At 71.8% G+C, this 24048-nt stretch carries 23 protein-coding genes; 15 read left to right on the forward strand and 8 right to left on the reverse strand.

Going from position 1 to position 24048, the window contains the following annotated elements; genetic code table 11:
- Positions 1–74: 74 nt before the first annotated feature.
- The 5 genes from QFZ71_RS25900 to QFZ71_RS25920 all read left to right on the forward strand — a co-directional run bounded on the left by QFZ71_RS25900 (position 75) and on the right by QFZ71_RS25920 (position 5196).
- Entirely contained in the window at positions 75–1574 is a 1500-nt protein-coding gene (locus tag QFZ71_RS25900; RefSeq protein ID WP_307670559.1) for an MFS transporter, read from the forward strand.
- Positions 1571–2605, forward strand: a complete 1035-nt coding sequence (locus QFZ71_RS25905) for a glutathione S-transferase family protein (RefSeq protein ID WP_307670560.1) — start codon at positions 1571–1573, stop codon at positions 2603–2605. Before QFZ71_RS25900 ends, QFZ71_RS25905 begins: the two co-directional genes overlap by 4 nt.
- A 75-nt stretch (positions 2606–2680) precedes the next feature.
- On the forward strand, positions 2681–3832 hold the full coding sequence (locus QFZ71_RS25910; protein WP_307670561.1) for a right-handed parallel beta-helix repeat-containing protein: 1152 nt from the start codon (positions 2681–2683) through the stop codon (positions 3830–3832).
- A 120-nt stretch (positions 3833–3952) separates the two neighbouring features.
- Positions 3953–4477: a SigE family RNA polymerase sigma factor gene (locus QFZ71_RS25915; RefSeq protein ID WP_307670562.1), complete on the forward strand. Its 525-nt coding sequence runs from the start codon at positions 3953–3955 to the stop codon at positions 4475–4477.
- Positions 4474–5196: a hypothetical protein gene (locus QFZ71_RS25920; protein ID WP_307670563.1), complete on the forward strand. Its 723-nt coding sequence runs from the start codon at positions 4474–4476 to the stop codon at positions 5194–5196. Before QFZ71_RS25915 ends, QFZ71_RS25920 begins: the two co-directional genes overlap by 4 nt.
- 10 nt (positions 5197–5206) lie before the next feature.
- Here the strand turns inward: QFZ71_RS25920 and QFZ71_RS25925 are convergent, their stop codons facing one another.
- Positions 5207–6085 carry a DMT family transporter gene (locus tag QFZ71_RS25925; RefSeq protein ID WP_307670564.1) on the reverse strand — a complete coding sequence of 293 codons (879 nt, stop codon included), beginning with the start codon at positions 6083–6085 and terminating at the stop codon, positions 5207–5209.
- Positions 6086–6234: 149 nt separating this feature from the next.
- Here QFZ71_RS25925 and QFZ71_RS25930 point away from each other — a divergent pair, with 149 nt between their 5' ends.
- The gene (locus QFZ71_RS25930) at positions 6235–7371 is read left to right on the forward strand and encodes a winged helix DNA-binding domain-containing protein (RefSeq protein WP_307670565.1); all 1137 of its coding nucleotides are present in this window, start codon (positions 6235–6237) and stop codon (positions 7369–7371) included.
- Positions 7372–7445: 74 nt separating this feature from the next.
- On the opposite strand, the gene QFZ71_RS25935 is transcribed toward QFZ71_RS25930, so the two are convergent.
- Positions 7446–8288, reverse strand: coding sequence for a response regulator transcription factor (locus tag QFZ71_RS25935; RefSeq protein WP_307670566.1), 843 nt, complete (start codon positions 8286–8288; stop codon positions 7446–7448).
- A gap of 130 nt (positions 8289–8418) precedes the next feature.
- Between QFZ71_RS25935 and QFZ71_RS25940 the strand changes: the two genes are divergently transcribed.
- Together QFZ71_RS25940 and QFZ71_RS25945 are read left to right on the forward strand one after the other, a co-directional pair.
- Positions 8419–10095, forward strand: coding sequence for an AMP-binding protein (locus tag QFZ71_RS25940; RefSeq protein WP_307670567.1), 1677 nt, complete (start codon positions 8419–8421; stop codon positions 10093–10095).
- Positions 10092–11714, forward strand: coding sequence for an AMP-binding protein (locus QFZ71_RS25945; protein WP_307670568.1), 1623 nt, complete (start codon positions 10092–10094; stop codon positions 11712–11714). Before QFZ71_RS25940 ends, QFZ71_RS25945 begins: the two co-directional genes overlap by 4 nt.
- Before the next feature lie 156 nt (positions 11715–11870).
- Here QFZ71_RS25945 and QFZ71_RS25950 read toward each other — a convergent pair whose 3' ends face one another.
- From QFZ71_RS25950 to QFZ71_RS25960, 3 genes are all read right to left on the reverse strand, one after another.
- A complete protein-coding gene (locus QFZ71_RS25950) occupies positions 11871–12068 on the reverse strand; it encodes a hypothetical protein (RefSeq protein ID WP_307670569.1) in 198 nt (65 codons plus the stop codon).
- 9 nt (positions 12069–12077) lie between these two features.
- Positions 12078–12707, reverse strand: coding sequence for a GNAT family N-acetyltransferase (locus QFZ71_RS25955; RefSeq protein WP_307670570.1), 630 nt, complete (start codon positions 12705–12707; stop codon positions 12078–12080).
- Between the two features lie 106 nt (positions 12708–12813).
- Positions 12814–13524, reverse strand: a complete 711-nt coding sequence (locus QFZ71_RS25960; protein ID WP_307670571.1) for a hypothetical protein — start codon at positions 13522–13524, stop codon at positions 12814–12816.
- A gap of 299 nt (positions 13525–13823) precedes the next feature.
- On the opposite strand from QFZ71_RS25960, the gene gcl reads away from it, so the two are divergent.
- Positions 13824–15608, forward strand: a complete 1785-nt coding sequence (gcl, locus tag QFZ71_RS25965; RefSeq protein ID WP_307670572.1) for a glyoxylate carboligase — start codon at positions 13824–13826, stop codon at positions 15606–15608.
- A 377-nt stretch (positions 15609–15985) separates the two neighbouring features.
- On the opposite strand, the gene QFZ71_RS25970 is transcribed toward gcl, so the two are convergent.
- From QFZ71_RS25970 to QFZ71_RS25980, 3 genes are all read right to left on the reverse strand, one after another.
- Positions 15986–17443, reverse strand: coding sequence for a catalase (locus tag QFZ71_RS25970; RefSeq protein WP_307670573.1), 1458 nt, complete (start codon positions 17441–17443; stop codon positions 15986–15988).
- A gap of 207 nt (positions 17444–17650) precedes the next feature.
- On the reverse strand, positions 17651–18544 hold the full coding sequence (locus tag QFZ71_RS25975) for a 2-hydroxy-3-oxopropionate reductase (protein WP_307670574.1): 894 nt from the start codon (positions 18542–18544) through the stop codon (positions 17651–17653).
- A gap of 108 nt (positions 18545–18652) precedes the next feature.
- Entirely contained in the window at positions 18653–19492 is an 840-nt protein-coding gene (locus tag QFZ71_RS25980) for a TIM barrel protein (protein WP_307670575.1), read from the reverse strand.
- A 325-nt stretch (positions 19493–19817) separates the two neighbouring features.
- Between QFZ71_RS25980 and QFZ71_RS25985 the strand changes: the two genes are divergently transcribed.
- The 6 genes from QFZ71_RS25985 to QFZ71_RS26010 all read left to right on the forward strand — a co-directional run bounded on the left by QFZ71_RS25985 (position 19818) and on the right by QFZ71_RS26010 (position 24016).
- Complete coding sequence (locus QFZ71_RS25985; RefSeq protein ID WP_307670576.1) at positions 19818–20069, forward strand: hypothetical protein; 252 nt, start codon at positions 19818–19820, stop codon at positions 20067–20069.
- 113 nt (positions 20070–20182) lie between these two features.
- Positions 20183–20503 carry a helix-turn-helix domain-containing protein gene (locus QFZ71_RS25990; RefSeq protein ID WP_373465208.1) on the forward strand — a complete coding sequence of 107 codons (321 nt, stop codon included), beginning with the start codon at positions 20183–20185 and terminating at the stop codon, positions 20501–20503.
- Between the two features lie 155 nt (positions 20504–20658).
- Positions 20659–21195, forward strand: coding sequence for a 2-oxo-4-hydroxy-4-carboxy-5-ureidoimidazoline decarboxylase (uraD, locus tag QFZ71_RS25995; RefSeq protein ID WP_307670578.1), 537 nt, complete (start codon positions 20659–20661; stop codon positions 21193–21195).
- Positions 21196–21215: 20 nt separating this feature from the next.
- Positions 21216–21605: a hydroxyisourate hydrolase gene (gene uraH / locus QFZ71_RS26000; protein ID WP_307671589.1), complete on the forward strand. Its 390-nt coding sequence runs from the start codon at positions 21216–21218 to the stop codon at positions 21603–21605.
- 7 nt (positions 21606–21612) lie between these two features.
- Positions 21613–22545, forward strand: a complete 933-nt coding sequence (gene pucL / locus QFZ71_RS26005; RefSeq protein ID WP_307670579.1) for a factor-independent urate hydroxylase — start codon at positions 21613–21615, stop codon at positions 22543–22545.
- A gap of 67 nt (positions 22546–22612) precedes the next feature.
- Positions 22613–24016: a nucleobase:cation symporter-2 family protein gene (locus QFZ71_RS26010; protein WP_307670580.1), complete on the forward strand. Its 1404-nt coding sequence runs from the start codon at positions 22613–22615 to the stop codon at positions 24014–24016.
- The last annotated feature ends 32 nt before the right edge of the window (positions 24017–24048 follow it).

The following is a 24048-nucleotide window of genomic DNA, read 5'->3' on the forward strand; positions in this document are numbered from 1 at the left end:
GAACCGGAATCCGGGCCACCGGTGCGGCCGCGTCCCGGATGAGGAAACACCCGACCCGACCTAAGGTGCGAACCATGGCACGGAGCGCGGCGCACACCGGGCCGACCGGGGGCGACGCCGCCCCGGACGGCCCCGACCCCCGGCGCTGGCGGGCGCTCGCCGTCTGCCTGGTGGCGGGGTTCATGACCCTGCTCGACGTCTCCATCGTCAACGTGGCCCTGCCGTCCATCAAAGAGGGCCTGCACACCCCGGAGTCCGACCTCCAGTGGGTGCTCTCCGGCTACGCCCTCGCCTTCGGCCTCTTCCTCATCCCCGCCGGACGCCTCGGCGACGCGCGGGGCCGCCGGGCGGTCTTCATGGCCGGGCTCGCCCTGTTCACCCTGGCCTCCGCCGCCTGCGGAGCCGCCCCGTCCAGCCTGTGGCTGGTGATCGCCCGTCTGGTCCAGGGCATCGCGGGCGGCCTGATCTCCCCGCAGATCTCCGCCCTGATCCAGCAGATGTTCTCCGGGCGCGAGCGCGGCCGCGCCTTCGGCATGTTCGGCACCGTCGTCGGCATCTCCACCGCCGTGGGCCCGCTGCTCGGCGGCCTCCTCATCCAGGCCGCCGGACCCGACCACGGCTGGCGCTGGGTCTTCTACGTCAACCTCCCGCTCGGCGTCGTCTGCCTCCTGCTCGCCCGCCGGCTGCTCCCCGACACCCCGTCAGCCGGCCGGGTGCGGCCGCGCGACCTGGACCCGGTGGGCGTCGCCCTGCTCGGAACGGGTGTGCTGGCGCTGCTGCTGCCCTTCGTGCAGGCCGAACAGTGGCCCGGCAACGGCAAATGGCTCCTGCTGGTCCTGGCCGCCGCCCTGCTCGGAGCGTTCGTCGCCTGGGAGGCGCGGTGCACGGGCGGACGCGTCCACCCGGTCCTGGACCTCGCCCTGTTCCGGCTGCGCTCCTACTGGCTGGGCTGCCTGCTGATCCTGCTCTACTTCGCCGGATTCACCTCGATCTTCTTCATCACGACCCTCTACCTCCAGTCCGGCCTCGGCTACTCCGCCCTCCAGGCGGGCCTCGCCATCACCCCCTTCGCCCTCGGCTCCGGCGCCGCCGCGTCCATCGGCGGCCGGCTCGTCGGCCGCTTCGGACGCCCGCTGGTCGTGGCGGGCCTGGCCATGGTCGCCCTCGGTCTCGGCGGCACCGCGCTCGCCGTCCACCTGGTCCCCGGCACCGGAGCGGGCTGGGCCATGGCCGCCCCGCTGCTCCTCGCCGGGCTCGGCAGCGGCCTGGTCATCGCCCCCAACCAGACCCTGACCCTCGCGGAGGTGCCGGTGGACCGGGCCGGCAGCGCCGGGGGCACCCTGCAGACGGGCCAGCGGGTCGGCTCCGCGATCGGGATCGCCGCGGTCGGCGCGGTGTTCTTCGCCCAGGTCGGCCCGGACGGCTGGGCCGACGCCTACGACCACGGACTCATCGTCTCCGTCGCCTTCGTGCTCGCCGGGCTGATCGTGGCCCTCGCCGATGTGGGCGCCGACCGACGGGGCAGACGGCGCACAGCGGACCGACCCACCGACGCACCCAGGAGCACCGCATGAGCGACACGAACGACAGTGCCGGGACCGAGAGCAACGACTCCTACGGCCGCAAGCCGTTCAAACGGTCCCGCAGCCACTTCGCCGACCGGATCACCGCGGACGGCCGCGACGGCCGGCCCGTCGAGGCCGGCCGCTACCGGCTCGTCGTCAGCCGGGCCTGCCCCTGGGCGAGCCGCGCCCTCGTCTCCCGGCGGCTCCTCGGCCTGGAGGACTCCCTCTCGCTCGCCGTCGCCGACCCGATCCAGGACGACCGCAGCTGGCGCTTCACCCTCGACCCGGACGGCAAGGACCCGGTGCTCGGCATCCACCACCTCAGCGAGGCGTACGACGCCCGCGAGCACGGCTACCCCGGCGGCGTCAGCGTGCCCGCGATCGTGGACGTCCCCAGCGGGAAGCTGGTCACCAACGACTACCAGCGGATCACCCTCGACCTCGCCACCGAATGGACCGCCCTGCACCGCCCCGGCGCCCCCGACCTCTACCCCGAACCGCTGCGCGGGGAGATCGACGAGGTCATGGAGGGCATCTACCGGGACATCAACAACGGCGTCTACAAGGCCGGATTCGCCAGCTCGCAGCAGGAGTACGACCAGGCGTACGAGGCTCTCTTCTCCCGCCTCGACCAGGTCTCCGCCCGCCTCGCCGACCGCCGCTACCTGGTCGGCGACACCATCACCGAGGCCGACATCCGCCTCTTCACCACCCTGGTCCGCTTCGACCCCGTCTACCACGGCCACTTCAAGTGCAACCGGAACAAACTGACCGAGGACCCGGTCCTGTGGGCGTACGCCCGCGACCTCTACCAGACGCCCGGATTCGGCGACACCGTCGACTTCGACCACATCAAGCGGCACTACTACCAGGTGCACACCGGCATCAACCCGACCGGCATCGTCCCCCTCGGCCCCGACCTCTCCGGCTGGACCACCCCGCACCACCGCGAACAGCTCGGCGGCCGTCCGTTCGGCGACGGCACGCCACCCGGCCCCGTGCCGCCGGGGGAGGAAGTGCCCCCGGCGGCAACCTTCTGAGCCTCGGCGGCGACAAGGAGCCGTCCGGCCGGACAGGACCGGACGACTCCCCACCGAGCGAAGGAACCACCTCACGTGAGCACCAGCAGAGGACGACACCGCAGGACGCGCACGCTCTCGGCCACGGTGGCCGTCGCCGTGGCAGCGGGCGCGGCAGGCGTCTGGCTGACCAGCGGCCCCGACGACGCCCGCGCCGCCGGAACGGTCGTCGTCTCCACCACCGCCGAACTGGAGAAGGCGTTCGCGGACGCCGGACCCGGCACCACGGTCCAGCTGCGCGGCGGTACGTACCACCCGGCGAAGAGCCTCAGGAGCCAGGCCGACGGCACCGCACGCAGCCGGATCACCGTCACCGCGTACGGGACGGAGAAGCCGGTCGTCGACGGCTCCCGGCTCCCCGAAGACGCGTGGCTGGTCGCGCTGGGCGGCGACCACTGGACCCTGTCGAACCTGACGTTCCGCAATTCCCGCGCGCACGGCGTCGTCGTGACCTCGTCCACCGGCGGGATCTTCCGCAACCTCACCACCCACGGCAACGGGAACTCCGGCTTCACCCTGCGCGGCGAGGGGACCACGGACAACCTCATCGAGAACCTGGACTCCTACGGCAACTACGACGCGGAGAACCACGGCCAGAACGCCGACGGCCTCGCCGTCAAGTTCGGCTCGGGCACCGGCAACCGGGTCGTCGGCGCACGCCTCTTCCACAACGCCGACGACGGCGTGGACCTGTGGCAGTGGGCGAGCCCGATCCGCATCGAGCGCAGCTGGGCGTACGGGAACGGCGTGAACCGCTGGAAGGACCCGGCCTTCGAGGGCAACGGCAACGGCTTCAAGCTGGGCGGCGGCGGAGCGAGCGCCGCGCACGTCATCACCCGGAACGCCGCCTGGGACAACGAGAAGCACGGCTTCACGGACAACAGCAATCCGGGAGCGCTGCGGCTGCACCGCAACACCGCCTACGCCAACGACGCCTCCGGCTTCTACGCCGCCTCCTCGCCCTCGCGGCTCTCCCGCAACCTCGCGCTCGACAACGCCACCGGAGCCGCGAAGCTCGACAAGCGCGTGGTGTCGGCCGCCAACACCTGGGACGCGGGCGGCCCGGACGTGCGCCCCGCCACCACCGACCCCGCCACCGCGTACGGGCCCCGGCGCGCGAACGGCTCCCTGCCCGCCACGGTCTTCCTGGTGACCGGCACCCCGGCCGTCGGAGCGGAGATGAAGTAGCCCGTCGCCCCGACCGGCCGGCAACCACGCTCCGGGGCCGGTGGGCGGCAGCCCGGCCCCGGAGCGTAGGGTCTTGCGCTCTGCCCGCATCGGCGCGTACCACGGAGGGAGTTCCCCGGCATGACCGACGACGCATCCGAGGAGTTCCACGACTTCTTCGACCGTCACTACGCCGAACTGGCCCGTCTCGCCCACCTCCTGACGGGGGAGGCCGACGCCGCCGACGATCTGGCCGCCGACGCCCTCGTCGCCCTGTGGGACCGCTGGGACCGGGTGCGCGCCGCCGAGCACCCCGTGGCGTACGCCCGCGGAGTCGTCGCCAACATGGCGCGCAGCCGCATCCGGGGGGCCGTGCGCGAGCGGCGCCGCGTCGCCCTGTTCTGGTCCCGGCGTCAGGAACCCGCCGAAGGACCGGACATGGCGGCCGTCCTCGACGTGCGCCAGGCGCTGCGGAGACTGCCCTTCCGCAAACGGGCCTGTGTCGTGCTGCGGCACGCGCTCGACCTGTCGGAGAAGGACACCGCCCTGGCCCTGGGCATCTCGGTCGGCACGGTGAAGAGCCAGACCTCCAAGGGGATGGCGGAACTCGAACGGCTGCTGGGCGACCGGACCGCCCTGGAGACCGCGGGAAGTGGACGACGATGAGCGACCTGCGCAGGCGGCTGGAAGAAGCCGCCCAGTCACACCGGCCCGACCGGGCGCGGATGCTGGCCCGCGTGGAGCGGGCCCGCTCGTCCGGCGGCGCGGAGCCGCAGGGCCGCCGCACCCCGCCCGCCTGGCCGCGCGTCCTCCTCGCGGCGTGTGCCGCCGCGGCGGTGTGCGTGATCGCGGGCGCGGCCGTCACCGCTCTCGTACCGGGGGACGCGCCCCCACCGCAGGAGGTGTCCACCGGCCCGGCGCCGCGGCCCCCGGCCGCCACGCCTTCCCCGACCGGCGACAGCCGCCCCCCGCTGCCGGGGCGGAGCCGCACCGCGGACGGGCCGCTGTGGGCGGACGGTTCCGTCGTCCCCGACGACAACGTCCACTGGGCGCAGAGCAACGTCACCCTCAAGAACCGGGAACCGCTCACCGCGCTCACCCTGGAACTGTTCGTGGCCCGGACGGACGGGGTACGGAGCACCGGGCGGTGGGAGACGCGACCCGCCGCGGACTTCGACCTCTCCGTGCACGAGCGCGACGGCATGCTCGTCCACCGCTGGAGCCTCAGGCCCGGACGGACCGTGCCCGCCGGTACGCACGTGTTCGCCGGACAGTACAACCACGCCTCCGGGGGCCGCGACGCCGGCGCGGACGTGTACCGGGCGACGGCCACCGCGGCGAGCGGCTCCTACGAGGTGCACGGCGACTTCGCGCCCGCCCCCTGAGCCGGACGGGTCACCGCGCCCGTGGCGCGGACGGCCGCGGAGCGAGCGTGCCCGCCGCCAGCGGGGTACGGGCCAGCCGCACGCACCCCGCGGCGACCAGCGCCAGCGCCGCCAGTTCGGGCAGCAGCCACCAGCCGGTCCGCAGCACCTCGCCGAAGAGCGTCACCCCGTACACGATGCTGATCAGCGCGTCCCCCAGGGTGAGCATCGGCTGCACGGCCACCAGGCTGCCCGCCTGGAGCGCGTTCTGCAGCAGGAACAGGGCCCCGACCCCGGCCGCCGCCGTGGCGTACACCTGCCAGGACGACAGCAGCGCGGCAGCACCGCCGTCGTCCAGGCGCGCCATCGCGTCCTTCATCAGAGCGGCCGTCAGCGCGTACCCGCACGCGGCGGCCAGCCCCAGCAGCGCCGCGCGGAGGTCGCCGCGCGTCCGCAGCGCGCAACCGATCAGCACCGCCTCGAACAGTCCGGTCAGCACCAGCGCCGGAATCCACGCCGCACCCCGGACCGTGTCGGAGCCCCCGGCCGGGTCGGCCGACGCCATCCCGAGCGCGAGGCCCGCCGTCACCGCCGCGACGCCGTACCAGAGCGCCCGGTCCGCCCGGACACGCATCACGTACCCGGCGATCAGCAGCGTGGCCGGCAGCTCGATCACGAAGATCGGCTGGACCACCGCGATCGGCCCGGTGGCCAGCGCGACCGCCTGGCAGACGGCGGCCACGATCACCAGCCCGATCCCCGCCAGCCACACCTTCTGCCGCAGCAGCCGCCCGAACAGCGAGAGCCGCATCGCCTCGCTGTCGGGCACCCGCATCGCCGCCCTGCGCTGGAGCACCGAGGCGGAACCGTTGCTGAGGGCGGTGAGAACGGCGAACAGGATGCTGATCACCGGTTCATCATGGCGGCGGCCCGGCCCGGACGCGCGGTGCGTGGCCCGGTGGGCGTAGGCCGTGTACGCGCCCGGCGGGCGCCGCCCCGGTCCGTCCGCACCCGCTCCTCGCGGGCCCGGCCGCCCCGGGACCCGGTAGCGTACGGGCCATGGCCGCGCAGACGCACCGCACCGCCGCACACCCCGCCCCCCTCACCGTCCGGGCGCTGAACCGGGCGACCCTGGACCGCCAGCTCCTGCTGCGCCGGTCCACGATGTCCGCGAAGGACGCGGTCGGCCACCTCGTCGGGCTGCAGGCCCAGAACACCAAGCCGCCGTACTTCCAGCTGTACGCCCGGCTCACCGGCTTCGACCCGGCCGAGCTGTCCGCCCTGATGGAGTCCCGCGAGGTGGTCCGCACCGTCACCCTGCGCTCGACCCTCCACACCCACACGGCGGACGACGCGCTCACCCTGGGGCCCCTGGTGCGCGCGCCGCGCGACCGCGAGCTGAAGAACTTCCGGAGGGGGCTGGAAGGGGTGGACCTGGACCGGCTCGCGGCGGAGGCCCGGAAGCTCGTCGAGGAGCGCCCGCGCCCCCTCAAGGAACTGCGCGAGGAACTCCTCGCCCACTGGCCGGACGCCGACCCCCTCGCGCTCACCACCGCCGCCCGGTGCCTGCTGCCCCTGGTCCAAGTCACCCCGCGCGGGCTGTGGGGCCGCAGCGGACAGGTCGCGCTGACCACGGTCGAACACTGGCTCGGCAGGACCGCCGGGCCCGTGCCCGCACTCGACGCCACCGTGCTGCGCTATCTGGGCGCGTTCGGACCCGCCTCGGTGAAGGACTTCCAGAGCTGGGCGGGGATCACCCGGACGAAGGAGGTCTTCGAACGGCTCAGGCCCCGGCTGACCACCTTCCGGGACGGCGTCGGCACCGAACTCTTCGACCTCCCCGACGCCCCGCGCCCCGACCCCGACACCCCGGCGCCGCCCCGCTTCCTGCCCGAGTTCGACAACGTCCTGCTCGGCCACGCCGACCGCACCCGCGTCATCCCCGCGGTCAACAAGGGCCGCAACGGCGTGGGCAACCAGACGTACGGAAGCGTCCTGGTCGACGGCTTCCTCGACGCCCTCTGGCGTGTCCGGCAGGAGAAGGACACGGCAATCCTGACCGTCCAGCCGCTGCGGAACCCGACCCGCGCGGAGACCGCCGCGATCACCGAGGAGGCGGCCCGGATGCTCACGGTGATGACGGACGCGCCGGACCACGACATCCGGTTCGGCACGTTCCTGGACTTCGGGGACTGACCGCCCGCCGGGAGGCAGCCGGACGGACCGAGGAACAGGCGCACGGCCGGGGCGGCGACCCCGCCCCGCGGGTGTCAGGGCAGCAGCCCCGCCCGGCGGGCAGCCACCACCGCCTCCAGCCGGGTGTGCGCGCCCAACTTCCGCATCGCGGACCGCAGATACCCCTTCACCGTCTCCGGCCGCAGCCCCAGCCGCTCCGCCGCCCCCGCGTTCGTCGCACCCGCCGCCACACACGCCACCACGTCCACCTCGCGCGGCGCGAGCCGGACCTTCCGGGCCGCCGGCGCCCTGGCCCCCGACGCCGAGGCCAACCTTCCGCAGACGTCCAGGAGTTCGTCGCGCAGTACCGGATCCACCACCTTCGGGACCAGGGCCCGCAATTCACGGTGGGCCTCGCGCACGTCCTCCCAGGCGCCGGGAACCGCGCCCGGATCGCTCACCTGCTCCCGGCCCGCGGCCAGCAACTGCCGTACCTCGTCCCGTACCGCGAGCGACTGCTCCACGTCACGGGCCGCCGCCACCACCGCGTCGAACGTCCGGTCGCCGAGCGTGACCGGCGAGCGCAGCGCCCCGTACAGCACGCCGCGCACCGTGCGCCGTACGACCACGGGGACCGCGACGACCGAGCGCAGCCCCTCCGCCGCCACCGCCGCGTCGTACTCGTGACTGATGTGGCGCGAGGAGGCGTAGTCCGTCACCGCGCACGGCCGCGACAGCGCGATGGACTTGCCGCCGAGACCGCTCCCCGCCGAGATGACCAGCCCGCGCAACGCGGTGGTCTGCGCCCCGTTCAGCTCGGCGATCCGCGCATGGCGCGCGTCCGACAGCAGACCGCCGAACACCACGGGAAGCCCGCTGGCGCGACGCAGCCTCAACAGCGCTGCCTGCATCTCCACCGTCTCGACCGCCTCCGGCACTCCGACGCCCCTCCACCCCGGCCCGAACAGCCTCCCGGCCGGGGGAGGCGACCACCCCCGTCCGGGGGTGGTGAGACCTGGGTCACTGTTTACATGATGTCAGGTGACGGGTCCGTAATGAGGAGGGCACATGTCGGCAACCAGTGCGACCGAGACGTTCCGGGCCGCCCGGGACTTCCTGCTGGAGCACCGTGAGGACTACGAGCGGGCGTACGCCGGCTTCCGCTGGCCGCGGGTGGACCACTTCAACTGGGCGCTGGACTGGTTCGACGTCATCGCCCGGAACAACGACCGCACCGCCCTGCACATCGTGGAGGAGGACGGCCGGCGCACCGAGGTGTCCTTCGCGGACATGTCCGAACGCTCCGCGCGGGCCGCCAACTGGCTGAAGGCGCAGGGCGTACGGGAGGGCGACCGCATCCTCGTGATGCTGGGCAACCAGGTCGAGCTGTGGGAGACCGCACTCGCCGCGATGAAGCTGCGCGCCGTCGTCATCCCCGCCACCCCGCTGCTCGGCCCCGCCGACCTGCGCGACCGGGTGGCGCGCGGCCGGGTGCGCCATGTGCTGGTACGGGACGCGGACACCGCGAAGTTCGACGAGGTCCCCGGCCGCTACACCCGGATCGCGGTGGGCGAGGAGGTGGCGGGCTGGCGGCCGTACGCGGGCGCGGCCCGGGCGTCCGCCGTGTTCACGCCCGACCGGGAGACGGACGCGGACGAGCCGCTGATGCTCTACTTCACCTCCGGCACCACCGCCAGCCCCAAACTGGTCGAGCACACCCATGTGTCCTATCCGGTGGGCCACTTGGCGACGATGTACTGGATCGGCCTGAAGCCCGGAGACGTCCATCTGAACATCTCCTCGCCCGGCTGGGCCAAGCACGCCTGGTCCAACCTCTTCGCCCCCTGGACCGCCGAGGCCACCGTCTTCATCTTCAACTACACCCGGTTCGACGCGGGCCGCCTCATGGACGAGATGGACCGCTCCGGCGTCACCAGCTTCTGTGCCCCGCCCACCGTCTGGCGGATGCTCATCCAGGCCGACCTCAGCCGGTTGAAGACCCCGCCGCGCGAGGTCGTGGCGGCAGGGGAGCCGCTGAACCCGGAGGTCATCGAGACGGTCCGGCGGGAGTGGGGCGTCACCATCCGGGACGGCTTCGGCCAGACGGAGACCGCCGTCCAGGTCGCCAACAGCCCCGGCCAACTCCTCAAGACCGGCTCCATGGGCCGCCCGAGCCCCGGCTTCACCGTCGAACTGCTCGACCCGGTCACCGGACAGCCCGGAGCGGCCGAAGGCGAGATCTCCCTCGACCTGGCCGACCACCCGGTCGGTCTGATGACCGGCTACCACGGCGACCCCGACCGCACCGCCGAGGCGATGGCCGGCGGCTACTACCGCACCGGGGACATCGGCACCCGCGACGAGGACGGCTACATCACCTACGTCGGCCGAGCCGACGACGTGTTCAAGGCGTCGGACTACAAGATCTCGCCGTTCGAGCTGGAGAGTGCGCTGCTGGAGCACGAGGCGGTCGCCGAGGCCGCCGTCGTGCCCGCCCCCGACCCGCTCCGCCTCGCCGTCCCGAAGGCGTACATCGTGCTGGCGGAGGGCTGGGAGCCGGGCCCGGACACGGCCGAGGTCCTCTTCGCGCACTCCCGGTCGGTCCTCGCCCCGTACAAACGCCTGCGCAAACTGGAGTTCGCGGAGCTGCCCAAGACCGTCTCGGGCAAGATCCGCCGCATCGAACTCCGCGAACGCACCGCCCTCGGCGGCGGCGTCGAGTTCGACGAGGGGGACCTGAAGTGAGCGTGCCGCCCCCCGAGAAGCTGTCCTACGCGCACGGCGTCGGCGACACCCCGCTGCTCGGCGACACCATCGGCCGCAACCTCGACCGGGCGATCGCCGCACACGGCGACCGTGAGGCCCTGGTCGACGTGGCCTCGGGCCGCCGCTGGACGTACACGGAGTTCGGCGCCGACGTGGACGTGCTGGCCCGTGCCCTGATGGCGTCCGGGGTGGCGAAGGGGGACCGGGTCGGCATCTGGGCGGTGAACTGCCCCGAGTGGGTGCTCGTCCAGTACGCCACCGCCCGCATCGGGGCCGTCATGGTCACCATCAACCCGGCCTACCGCGCCCACGAGGTGGAGTTCGTCCTCGACCAGGCGGGCATCTCCCTGCTGGTCGCCTCCCTCTCCCACCGCACCAGCGACTACCGCGCGCTCGTCGACCAGGTCCGCGCCGACTGCCCCGGCCTGCGCGCCGTCCACTACATCGGCGATCCGACCTGGCACGAACTGACCGCCGCCGCGCCGGCCGTCAGCGCCGAACGGCTGGCGGCCCGCGAGGCGGAACTGTCCTGCGACGACCCGATCAACATCCAGTACACCTCGGGCACCACCGGCTTCCCCAAGGGAGCCACCCTCTCCCACCACAACATCCTGAACAACGGCTACTTCGTGGGGGAGACGATCGCCTACACGGAGGAGGACCGGATCTGCCTCCCGGTGCCCTTCTATCACTGCTTCGGCATGGTGATGGGCAACCTCGCGGCCACCTCGCACGGCGCGTGCATCGTGATTCCGGGCCCGTCCTTCGAGCCCGCCGCCGTGCTGTCCGCGGTCCAGCGGGAGCGCTGCACCTCGCTGTACGGGGTGCCCACCATGTTCATCGCGGAGTTGAACCTGCCGGACTTCGCGGCGTACGACCTCTCCTCGCTGCGCACCGGCATCATGGCCGGTTCCCCCTGCCCGGCCGAGGTGATGAAGCGGGTCGTCGCGGAGATGCACATGGCCGAGGTGTCGATCTGCTACGGGATGACGGAGACGTCGCCGGTCTCCACGCAGACCCGCCGCGACGACGACCAGGAGCGCCGCACCGGCACGGTGGGCCGCGTGCTGCCCCACATCGAGGTGAAGGTGGCCGACCCGGTCACCGGGGTCACGCTGCCGCGCGGCACCCCCGGCGAACTGCGCACGCGGGGTTACAGCGTCATGCTCGGCTACTGGGACCAGCCCGAGCGCACCGCCGAAGTCGTCGACGCGGGGCGGTGGATGCACACGGGGGACCTGGCGGTGATGCGCGAGGACGGGTACGTCCAGGTCGTCGGCCGGATCAAGGACATGATCATCCGGGGCGGCGAGAACGTGTATCCGAGGGAGATCGAGGAGTACCTGTACGCCCATCCGAAGATCGCCGATGTCCAGGTGGTCGGGGTGCCGGACGAGCGGTACGGCGAGGAGATCCTGGCCTGTGTCATCCCCCGTGACCCGGCCGACCCGCCGACCCTGGAGGAGGTGAACGCGTTCTGCCGGGAGCGGCTGGCGCACTACAAGATCCCGCGCAGGCTGCGGATCCTGACGGCCTTCCCGATGACGGTCAGCGGAAAGGTCCGCAAGATCGAACTGCGCGAGACCTACGCAGACTGACGCGAAACGAGACCTGCGCCGACCGACGTGAAACCTGCGGCACCGAGGCGATGCCTGCGCGGACCGGGAGGCCGGCGCACGCGGCGCGGCGCACGGAAAGGCGGTGACCCCGTACGGGACGGGGCCACCGCGCGCGGACACCACGTGGACGTCGGGTCAGGCGGCTTCGATGATGTCGGGGTCGCCGCGGGTCGCCGCCGCCCACTCGACGAGCAGCACCTCATAGGTCGCCGCCGATGCCTCGGACCAGTCGGTTCCGGTGGCGTCGACGAGCGCGCGGATCGCCTCGTTGGCCTGCTCGGCGGCGGGCGCGGGACGGGCTGCTGGGGAGGAGCTGTCCGGGAGTAAAGCCATGCGCACAGCTTACGCGCCGCCACCGACAGCTACCGCTTCCGAAGCGCCGGACGCCCCCGAAGTGTCCGGAAGAAGCGGTGGCCGTGCGACCGTTCGTGCGTTCTTCGGCGGGGGGACGGCGGCCAGTTCGCGGCGCATGCACACCCGTGGCCAGCGGTCGAGTCCGTGCTGGGCCTCCTCGCCGCGGATCGTCCGCAGCCCGTCGGTGAGCTCTTCCTCACACAGGACCCGGAAGCCGATCCGGGCGTAGTACGGGGCGTTCCACGGCACGTCGGTGAAGGTGGTCAGGGTCAGCGCCGTCATCCCGTGCCGCGCGGCCACGCCGGCGAGATGGGCGATCAGTTCCCGTCCGATGCCCCGGCGGGCGGCGGCGGGGTCGACCGAGACCTGCTCGATGTGCAGGGCGTCGTCGACGGGGTCGGCGAGCACATAGCCGAGCGGCCGGTCGCCGGTGGCGGAGAGGGGGTCGGTGGCCACCCAGCAACGGCCTGCCTGCCGGTAGCTCTCCAGCAGGTCGAGCGGGGGCGGATCGTCGTCGGCCACGAAGGCCATGCCGAGGGCGCGGAACGGTTCCCCTGCGGCGCGCTCGATGTCCTGGAGTACCGGGAGATCCGAGCGTCTGGCGGAGCGGATACGCATGTACTCAGTGTGCCGCGCCGGAGCCCCGGCCGGTACGCGAGGCGCTGGATTCCGGCTCCCGGCGGCGTGGCCGGACGCGGGGCCGGGGCCGTACCCCGCACGCCGGTCAGGCGCCGGTGCCGACCAGGTCCTCGGCCGGACCGTTCACCGGCCGAGGGGTCCCGGTGAGGTCCAGGACGAAGAGGGGGAGCCCGACGCCGTCCGCACGGGCCAGCGCGTCGGCCGCGTACCCCGTGAGGGAGAAGAACACCCCGGCCGCCGACGCGCCCAGCGCGTTGAGCCAGAGGGTCTCGACCGCGCGCAGGGGGACCGGGTGGGTACGGGAGTCCACGCGCGCGACGACCCCGTCGCCCCGCAGGTCGATCCCGGAGGCCGGGCCCGCGCCGGGCCGGCCGACGTCGCGGTAGCCCAGCCAGGTCAGATACAGGCCGGCCGCGCTCACCGCGTCGTGGCCCGTACGGATCGTCACCGGGTGGAACGCCGGGCGCGGGTGGGCGGCGGTGCGCGGCAGCGGGATGTGGGCGGGTGCGGCCGGTTCGGGCGGCGCCGTCGCGGTGGCCGCGGTGCGTACCGGAATGCGCAGGACGGTCCCGCACGGGCAGCACAGCTCGGGCCGCGGCCACTGGTCCTCCCGCGCGCAGGACGCGCAGCGCACGGTGACCCACGTGTCGTTCCAGCTCCGGCGGGTGACCCGGACCGCCGGGGCGCCGCGCAGCAGCGGCGGGGCCGTGGGCTCCCCGCACGGGCACGGGTAGGCCGGTGCGCTGTAGGTGTGGTCCCGGCCGCATACAGGACACCGGACCGGCACGGACTCCACGTTCGCCTCCCTGTGTTCGTCTCGCTCCGGCACGGGCCCACGACCGAACCGTGCGCCCTGCCTCCCTCGTCGCGCCATCGTCCACCAGGAGCGAAGTCCCGGGGAGGGAATCGGTGGACTTCGCACCGGGCGTGCGGTCTTTTCCGGCCGCCCCGGCCCCCCTCGCACCGCCCTTGACGGGGGTCCCGCCACGTTTTAGATTGATTCCGTATAACAGAAGTAAGTTTCCGTCATACGGAATTGGTGCTCTCAGGTGGCGCGACAGAGCCCGACTCCACCAATCCCGAGCAGGAGCTTCCATGCCTCGTATGACCGCTGCCCGAGCGGCAGTTGAGATCCTGAAGCGCGAAGGCGTCAGCAACGCGTTCGGTGTTCCGGGCGCGGCGATCAACCCCTTCTACGCTGCCCTCAAGGCCGCCGGCGGGGTCCACCACACGCTGGCCCGCCATGTCGAGGGCGCCTCCCACATGGCCGAGGGCTACACCCGAGCCGGGGCCGGCAACATCGGCGTCTGCATCGGTACGTCGGGCCCGGCGGGCACCGACATGATCACCGGTCTGTACTCCGCCATCGCCGACTCCATCCCGATCCTGTGCATCACGGGCCAGGCTCCGACCGCCGTCCTGCACAAGGAGGACTTCCAGGCCGTCGACATCGCCTCCATCGCGCGGCCGGTCACCAAGGCGGCCACCACCGTCCTGGAGGCCGCACAGGTCCCCGGCGTCTTCCAGCAGGCGTTCCATCTGATGCGCACCGGGCGCCCCGGCCCGGTCCTCATCGACCTGCCGATCGATGTGCAGCTCACCGAGATCGAGTTCGACCCCGAGCTGTACGAGCCCCTCCCGGTGCACAAGCCCGCCGCCTCCCGCAAGCAGATCGAGCGGGCCCTGGCGATGCTGAACGCCTCGGAGCGCCCGCTCCTCGTCGCGGGGGGCGGCATCATCAACGCCGACGCCTCCGGACTCCTCGTGGAGTTCGCCGAACTGACGGGAGTCCCGGTCGTCCCGACCCTGATGGGCTGGGGCGTCCTCCCCGACGACCACGAGCTGAACGCCGGCATGGTGGGCCTGCAGACCTCGCACCGCTACGGCAACGCGAACTTCCTGGAGTCCGACTTCGTCCTCGGCATCGGCAACCGCTGGGCCAACCGCCACACCGGCAAGCTGGACGTCTACACCCGCGGCCGCACCTTCGTCCACGTGGACATCGAGCCCACCCAGCTCGGCAAGATCTTCGCCCCGGACCTCGGCATCGCCTCCGACGCCAAGGCGGCACTGGAACTCTTCGTCGAGGTGGCCCGCGAGCTGAAGGCCGAGGGCGGACTGAAGGACCGTTCGGCCTGGGCCGCCTCCACGCAGGAGCGCAGGGCGACGCTCCAGCGGCGCACCCACTTCGACAGCGTTCCGCTCAAGCCGCAGCGCGTGTACGAAGAGATGAACCGGGCGTTCGGCCCGGAGACCCGCTACGTCACCACGATCGGGCTCTCCCAGATCGCCGGCGCGCAGATGCTGCACGTCTACCGGCCGCGCCACTGGATCAACTGCGGCCAGGCCGGTCCGCTCGGCTGGACGATCCCGGCCGCGCTGGGCGTCGCCACGGCGGACCCGGAGGGCACGGTCGTGGCCCTCTCCGGCGACTACGACTTCCAGTTCATGCTGGAGGAGCTGGCGGTGGGCGCCCAGCACCGCATCCCGTACGTCCACGTGCTGGTGAACAACTCGTACCTGGGGCTCATCCGGCAGGCGCAGCGGAACTTCGACATCGACTTCCAGGTCAACCTGGAGTTCGAGAACCTCAACTCCCCGGAGCTGGGCGTCTACGGCGTCGACCACGTCAAGGTCGTCGAGGGACTCGGCTGCAAGGCGATCCGGGTCACCGAGCCGGACCAGCTGCTGCCGGCCTTCGAGGAGGCCAAGAAGCTGGCGGCGGAGTTCCGGGTGCCGGTGGTCGTGGAGGCGATCCTGGAGCGGGTCACGAACATCGCGATGGGCGGCAGCGACATCGCGTCGGTGAACGAGTTCGAGGATCTGGCCACGGACCCGTCCCACGCCCCGACCGCGATCCGCCCCCTGACGGCGTCCTGACGCTCCCGTCACCCGACAGGGCCCCCGGGCCGGAGCGAACCTCTCCGGCCCGGGGGCCCTGCGCTGTGCCCCGCGTGCCGCCTGCCCGGCGCGGCCCCACGGACCGAAGAGGTGTCCCACCGGCTGAAGACGTGCGGGCACGCGGAAGGGCGCGGAGTACGGGACCGTATCCGTACTCCGCGCCCTCGTTCAGCGGGTGACAGGGACCGCGGCGGCGGCGATCGGTCCGGGGGAGGGCGTCTCCTCCAGGTCAGGGGACGGTCCCCGGTCCTTCACCACCGCACTGGCATCGCTCGACCGCCGCGGCCTCGTCGTCCTGCCCGTGCCGCGCGGCACCCCTCATCCGGGTGCGCGGTACGGGCAGGGGACCGGGAGGCTCAGTCCTCGCGCAGGGCGCGGACCGCCTCCTCCACGCGCTTGCCGTAGTCGGCGTCCGCGGCGTGGAAGTGGGCGAGGTTCTTCTCGATCACGTCGTCGCGGGTGACCTGCGAAAGGCCCCCGGCGATGTTCGCGACCAGACGGCCCTTCTCGTCCTCGGACATGAGCCGGTACAGCTCGCCGGCCTGGAAGAAGTCGTCGTCCTTGGCGTGGGCGGGCGCCTCGTGCGTCCCCGTCCAGCCGTGGACCGCGAGCGGGGAGGACAGTGCCGCGTCGGTCTGTGCCGGACCGGCGTACGAGTTGGGCTCGTAGTTCTTGTCGTGGCGGGAGCCGTAGCGGGTCGCGTGGAGCCCGTCGCGGCCGTAGTTGTCGACCACGGGGTTCCGCGGCGCGTTCACCGGCAGCTGGGTGTGGTTGACACCGAGGCGGTAGCGGTGCGCGTCCGCGTAGGCGAACAGCCGGCCCTGGAGCATCTTGTCCGGGGACGGGCCGATGCCGGGAACGAAGTTGTTCGGGGAGAACGCGGCCTGCTCGACCTCGGCGAAGACGTTGTCCGGGTTGCGGTCCAGGACCAGGCGGCCGACCCGCTGGAGCGGGTGGTCGGCGTGCGGCCACACCTTGGTGAGGTCGAACGGGTTGAACCGGTACTCCGCGGCCTCGGCGGCCGGCATCACCTGGACGTACAGCGTCCAGGACGGGTTGACGCCGCGCTCGATGGCCTGGAGCAGGTCCGTCTGGTGCGAGTTGGCGTCCTTGCCGACGAGTTCGGCGGCCTGCTCGGAGGAGAGGGACCGCACACCCTGGTTCGTCTTGAAGTGGTACTTGACGAAGAACGCCTCACCCTTCGCGTTCGTCCACTGGTAGGTGTGCGAGCCGTACCCGTTCATGTGGCGGTACGAGGCGGGGATGCCGCGGTCGCCCATCAGCCACGTCACCTGGTGCGTCGCCTCGGGGGAGTGCGCCCAGAAGTCCCAGACGTTGTCCGGCTCCTGACGGCCCGTGAACGGGTCGCGCTTCTGCGAGTGGATGAAGTCGGGGAACTTGATCGGGTCCTTGATGAAGAACACCGGGGTGTTGTTGCCGACCAGGTCGTAATTGCCCTCGTCCGTGTAGAACTTGAGGGCGAAGCCGCGCGGGTCGCGGACCGCGTCCGCACCGCCGAGCGAGTCCGCGACCGTGGAGAAGCGGATGAACGTCTCGGTGCGCTTGCCGACTTCGGAGAGGAAGTCGGCGCGGGTGAAGCCGGTGACGTCGTCGGTGACCTCGAAGTAGCCGTACGCGCCGGAGCCACGGGCGTGCACCACGCGCTCCGGGATGCGCTCACGGTTGAAGCGGGCGAGCTTCTCCAGGAGGTGCTGGTCCTGGAGGAGGAGCGGCCCGCCGACGCCGGCGGAGGCGGAGTTCTGGTTGTCGGCGACCGGGGCGCCTGACTCGGTCGTGAGCACACGCTTAGCCATGTGGCGGGATGACCTTTCGTACGAGCTGCTGACGGCTTCAGGAGCGTAAATTCGCCGTGAGACAACGTCAACAGTTTGTTGAAAACGAAGTATGAGGTTCCGGGTCGCGGCAGCGCCTGGGCGCGACAGGACAGGTGTCAGCGCCACCGCGACCCGGAGTTCGTGGGCCTCTCCGTATCGAAGAGGCGGCCCCTGTGGGGGAGGAGGTCAGACCTGGGAGCCGGACAGCCGCTCCACCGAGCGCAGCAGCGCCGAGTGGTCGAGGCCGCCGTCGCCCTGGGCGCGCAGCGAGGCGACCAGCTGGGCGACCACACCGCCGACGGGCAGGGCCGCGCCGACGTTGCGGGCGGCGTCCGTGACGATGCCCATGTCCTTGTGGTGCAGGTCGATCCGGAAGCCGGGGGTGAAGTCCCGCTTCAGGAAGTTGTCCTTCTTGCGGGCCAGCACGGTCGAGCCGGCGAGACCGCCGTTCAGTACGTCGAGCGCGGCGGCGAGGTCCACCCCGGACTTCTCCAGGAAGACCACGGCCTCGGCGCACGCCTGGATGTTGACCGCGACGATGAGCTGGTTGGCGGCCTTCACCGTCTGGCCGGAGCCGTGCGGACCGCAGAGGGCGATCGTTTTGCCGAGCGCCTCCAGCAGCGGCTTCGCGGCGTCGAAGTCGGCCTGCTCGCCGCCGACCATGATGGACAGGACCGCCTCGATGGCGCCCGCCTCACCGCCGGAGACCGGCGCGTCCAGGACCCGGATGCCCTTGGCCGCCGCGTTCTCGGCCAGGTCCACCGAGGTCTGCGGGGTGATGGAGGACATGTCCACCAGCAGTGCGCCGCGCTTCGCGTTCTCCAGGATGCCGTCCGGCCCGTAGGCGACGGCCTCGACCTGCGGGGACGCGGGCACCATCGTGATGACGACGTCCGCGTCCCTCACCGCGTCCGCGATGGAGGAGGCACCGGTGCCGCCGGCCGCGACCAGCCGGTCGATCTTGTCCTGCTCCAGGGTGTATCCGGTGACGGAGTACCCGGCCTTGATCAGGTTCTCGGACATGGGGGAGCCCATGATGCCGAGACCGATCCACGCGACCTTGGGGAGGGGGTTGCTCATGAGGGTGCCTTCCTGGAAAACGTGTGTACGCAAGGGGGTTGGGCGCTCCACCGAGGCCGCCCCGGCCCGTCCGCGGTGCCGTGGGCCGGCCGGTCGTGGGCCGGCCGGTCAGCGGTCCGCCCGGGCCGCTTCCGGGAGCCAGTCGAAGGCCTCCGCGCTCGGCCGGTCGCCCGGCTTGTACTCCAGGCCGACCCGGCCCGTGTACCCGGCGTCCTTCAGCTCGTCGAGCAGCCGCTCCAGCGGGAGCGAACCGGTGCCCGGCGCGCCGCGTCCCGGATTGTCGGCGATCTGGACGTGGCCGGTCTTCGCGGCGTACGCCTTGATCACCTGGCTCAGGTCCTCGCCGTTCATCGACAGGTGGTAGAGGTCCAGCAGGAACTTCGCGTTCCCGAGGCCCGCCGCCGCGTTGACCCGGTCGACGACTTCGATCGCGGCCGGTGCGCTGACCAGCGGATAGAGCGGCGACTCCGGCTCGTTGAGGGTCTCGACGAGCAGGATCGCCCCGACCCGGTCCGCCGCGCGGGCGGCCAGGACCAGGTTCTCCAGCGCGAGCGCGTCCTGGACCTGCGGGTCCGTGCCCTCGACGCGGTTGCCGTACAGCGCGTTGAGCGCCGTGCAGCCGACCGAGGCGGCGAAGCCGGCCGCCACCTCGATGTTGGCGCGGAAGCGGTCCGCCTCCTCACCCGGCACGGAGAGTGCGCCGCGGTCGGGGCCGGGGAGCTGTCCGGCGTAGAAGTTCAGCCCCACCAGCTGGGTACCGGCGTCGTCGAGCGCCTTCCTGAGGGCGTCGAGCTCAGCCTGCGGCGGGGTGGGGGTCTCGGTCCAGGGCCACCACAGCTCGACCGCTGTGAAGCCCGCCGCGGCGGCTGCCGCGGGGCGCTCCAGGAGCGGGAGTTCCGTGAAGAGGATCGAGAGGTTCACATCGAAGCGCTGGTCCGGGTATCCCATGAGGGTTCGGCGCTCCTTCCGTATTGCGGAAGTTTCTTTCTGCTTAACGGAAGATTGCCCGGCGGGCGGCGAGGCTGTCAAGAGGTGTCCGCGAATTCGCCCCGGTCGGCGGGCGTGCCCTGCGGCCGGGCGGGGCCGGTGGTCCGCGACCGGCGACGGAGATCCCCCGCCGGCGCCGGTCGCGGTACGCGTCGTGCCGCTCCCGCCGCTCCCCGGGGCCGCCCGGTGGACCTCGCGCGCACGGGAGGGGGGGGCTGTCCAGCGGTTACAGTCGTGGCCGAGCCGCGGGGGCCCGCACCCGGGGCGCGGACACCAGGGAGGAACAGTGCGCTTGAGGGTGGAATTCACCACCGAGCCGTTCGATCTCGACGAGGCGCCCACCCATGCGGTGGTGGCCCGCGAGGTGATCCAGAGCGCCGAGCTGGACGCCGTCGACGTCGGCCCCTTCGGCAACACCGCGGAAGGGGGCGCGGACGAGGTGCTCACCGCCGTCGGCTCCCTGCTGCGCCGGGCCCTGGCCTCGGGCGCCACGCGGGTCTCGCTCCAGGTGAACGTGATCGAGGGGGACGCGCCGTGACCGATTCCGTCGATCACCCCCCTGCCGCCGACGCCCCCTCTCCGGCGGCGGACCACCCGCCGGCCGCGCTCGACCACCCCTTCGTCTCGGCCGTGAAGCCGCTCGTCGACGCGATGGGCGCGGAGCTGCTGGGTCCGGACCGCGCCGAACAGGACGACATCGTCCTCGCCTGGGAGGGCCGGGACGTCATAGCCGTACGGCTTCCGCAGCTCTCCGACTCGCTGGACCACATCCTCGCCGCGATGGAGCGCCGCCACGGGATGCCGCTCGCCGACCTGGACCGCAAGGCCAAGCAGTCCGTCGTCCGGACGCTGGAGGCGCGCGGCGCGTTCTCGGTGCGGCACGGCGTGGAGACCGTCGCGGGCGCTCTGGGCGTCTCCAGATTCACGGTGTACAACTACCTGAACCGGGAACATGCGGCCAAGGGTGAGTAGTTGGCCGAATCTGTGGGAAAGCCGCCGTCCGTATGCCGGGACGGCGGCTTTCTGCGTTCGCAATATTTCAACAAACTGTTGACGTCGTGTTGTCGAGGGCGTTAGCTATCCGCAGCCCGAACAACGCACAGCGAGGAACAGCCACGGAGGCTCCCGTGACGTCGAGCTCCACACCGGGCCTCACCCGGTTCAACGTCCTGGCGGACGGCGAGGCCACCCCCGTACTGCACGAGGTGTGTGCCAGTGCGGCCTGGGGAAGCACCCTCCTCGCCGGGCGTCCGTACGCCACCGAAGAAGCCCTGCTCGACGCGAGCGACGCCGCCACGGCGCGGCTCACCGCGGCGGACCTGGCCGATGCGATGGCGGGCCACCCGCCCATCGGACGCCCGAAGCCCGGCGACCCGACCTCCTCCCGCGAACAGCGGGGCATGGCCGGCGCCTCCGAGGAACTGAAGGCCGAGATGCTCGAACTGAACCTGGCCTACCAGGAGCGGTTCGGACACGTCTTCCTGATCTGCGCCACCGGGGCCACCGGTGAGCAGATGCGTGACGCGGTGAAGTCCCGGATCGGGAACACGCCCGAGCAGGAGCGGGAGATCGTGCGCACCGAACTGGGCAGGATCAACCGCATCCGGCTGACCCGTCTCGTACGGGAGACCCTCGCAGAGGACGCTCCCGCACAGGACTCTTGAGAACGAGGAGAGTGACGGTCCTGAGTACCGACACGACCGCATCGGTGTCCACCCACATCCTGGACACCAGCATCGGCCGCCCCGCCGCGTCCGTCGCCGTCACGCTCGCCGCCCGCAGCGGAGGGGACGCCCCCTACGTCACGCTCGGAGCCTCCGCCACCGACGCGGACGGGCGCTGCAAGGACCTCCCGGCGCTGCCGGAGGGCACGACCCACGTACGGCTCGGCTTCGACACCGGGACGTACTTTTCCAAGAAGCAAGCCGAGGCGCAGCAGGACGCCCCCCGCGTAAGGGACAGCGGCGCGTTCTTCCCGGAGGTGACCATCGCGTTCGCGGTCGTTCCGGGCGAGCACTACCACGTACCGCTGCTGCTCAACCCGTTCGGCTACTCCGTTTACCGAGGGAGCTAGCACCGACATGCCCACGATTCTCGGCCAGAACCAGTACGGCAAAGCAGAGAACCGCGTCGTCAAGATCGTGCGGGACGGCGACACCCACCACATCAAGGACCTGAACGTCTCGGTCGCCCTCTCCGGCGACATGGACGACGTCCACTACTCCGGCTCCAACGCCAACGTCCTGCCGACCGACACCACCAAGAACACGGTGTTCGCGTTCGCCAAGGAGCACGGGATCGAGTCCGCCGAGCAGTTCGGCATCCACCTCGCCCGGCACTTCGTCACCTCGCAGGAACCGATCCACCGCGCCCGCATCAGGATCGAGGAGTACGCCTGGGAGCGCATCGCGACCTCCGACGCCAACTCCAGGTTCATCGGCGCCGACGACGTCAAGCACTCCTTCGTCCGCAAGGGCCAGGAGACCCGCGTCACCCAGATCACGTACGACGGAGAGAGCTGGGAGGTCGTCTCCGGCCTCAAGGACCTCACCGTGATGAACTCGACCAACTCCGAATTCTGGGGCTACGTCAAGGACAAGTACACGACGCTGAAAGAGGCGTACGACCGCATCCTGGCGACCGACGTCTCCGCCCGCTGGCGCTACAACTGGACCAGTGACGAGCAGCGTATGCCGAACTGGGAGAAGTCCTACGAGCAGGCGCGCAAGCACCTCCTCCACGCCTTCGCCGAGACGTACTCCCTCTCGCTCCAGCAGACCCTGTACCAGATGGGTTCGCGCATCATCAACAGCCGCAGCGAGATCGATGAGATCCGGTTCTCGCTGCCGAACAACCACCACTTCCTGGTGGACCTCGAACCGTTCGGACTGAAGAACGGCACCGACGACGGGGCCGTCTACTTCGCGGCGGACCGCCCCTACGGACTGATCGAGGCCACCGTGCTCCGGGACGGCGTCGAGCCGAAGATCCCGGTCGACATGACCAACCTCTGACGGGGTGCCGAACCGGCCGCCGCCCGCCCGCAGTCGGGCAGCGGCCGGTCACCCGGAGGGAACACCCATGGCACAGCCCGCAACGGGGCCCGCCGAAGGCGCGGGCACAGACCCCTCGACCACCCTCGTCGCCACCGCGGTTCACCCGGTCGACGAGAAGCTTCCGCCGGCGCGGCTCCTCCCCGCCGCACTCCAGCACATCGCCGCCATGTACGCGGGCGTCGTCACCCCTCCGCTGATCATCGGCCAGGCCGTCGGTCTGGACACCGCCGGCATGACCCGGCTCATCGCGGCGAGCCTCCTGATCGCGGGACTCGCCACCGTCCTGCAGACCGTCGGTCTCGGCCGCTTCGCCGGCAACCGGCTCCCCTTCGTCAACGCGGCCTCGTCCGCCGGGATCGCTCCGATGCTCGCCATCGCCGAGACCAGCGCCCCGGGACACCAACTCCCCTCCATCTACGGGGCAGTGATCGTCGCGGGCGTGTTCTGTCTGGCGGTCGGGCCGTTCTTCGGCAGGCTGCTGCGCTTCTTCCCGCCCCTCGTCACCGGCGTGGTCATCACCCTCATCGGCGTCACCCTCATGCCCGTGCCGGTCGCCTGGGCCCGGGGCGGCGACGCCACCGCCGACGACTTCGGCGCCATGAAGTACCTGGCCCTGGCCGCCTTCACCCTCGTCGTCATCCTGCTCATCCAGCGGTTCGGCCGCGGCTTCCTCAAGCAAGTGGCTCTGCTCCTGGGCATGTTCGCCGGAACGCTCGCCGCGATCCCGTTCGGCATGGCCGACTTCGCCGCGCTGGAGTCCGCGCCGCTCGCCGCCCTGCCCACCCCCTTCGCCTTCGGGACACCGGAGTTCCGGCCCGCCGCGATCCTCTCCCTCTGCATCGTCATGCTCGTCCTGATGACGGAATCCTCGGCCGGGATGCTCGCCCTCGGCGAGATCTGCGACCGCCGCACCGACGGGCGCACCATCACCCGCGGACTGCGCACCGACGGCATCGCCACCCTCCTCGGCCCGGTCTTCGGCGGATTTCCCACCAGCGCCTTCGCCCAGAACGTCGGCGTCGTCTCGCTCACCCGGGTCCGCAGCCGGTACGTCGTCGCGGCGGCGGGCGCGGTGCTCCTGGTCCTCGGCGCCTTCCCGGTGCTCGGCGCGGTCGTCTCGCTCGTCCCGATGCCCGTCCTCGGCGGCGCCGGCATCGTCCTCTTCGGCTCCATCGCGGTCAGCGGCATCCGTACGCTCGCCGAAGCCGGCCTCGACGACAGCTCCAACATCATCCTGGTCGCCGTCGCGCTCGGGGCGGGCATCATCCCGCTCGCCGCGCCCACCTTCTACGCCGGATTCCCGGCCTGGGCGCAGACCGTCCTCGGCTCCGGGATCAGCGCGGGAGCCCTGGTCGCGGTCGTGCTCAACCTGTTCTTCCACCATCTCGGCACCCACAGCCGCCCGGCTGTGGCACTCAAATCCTCCTAGGGTCCTGCCGTGCCCACATCGCCACAGAGAGA

Origin of the sequence: Streptomyces sp. V2I9 (assembly GCF_030817475.1) — a bacterium.
Taxonomy (GTDB): Bacteria; Actinomycetota; Actinomycetes; order Streptomycetales; family Streptomycetaceae; genus Streptomyces.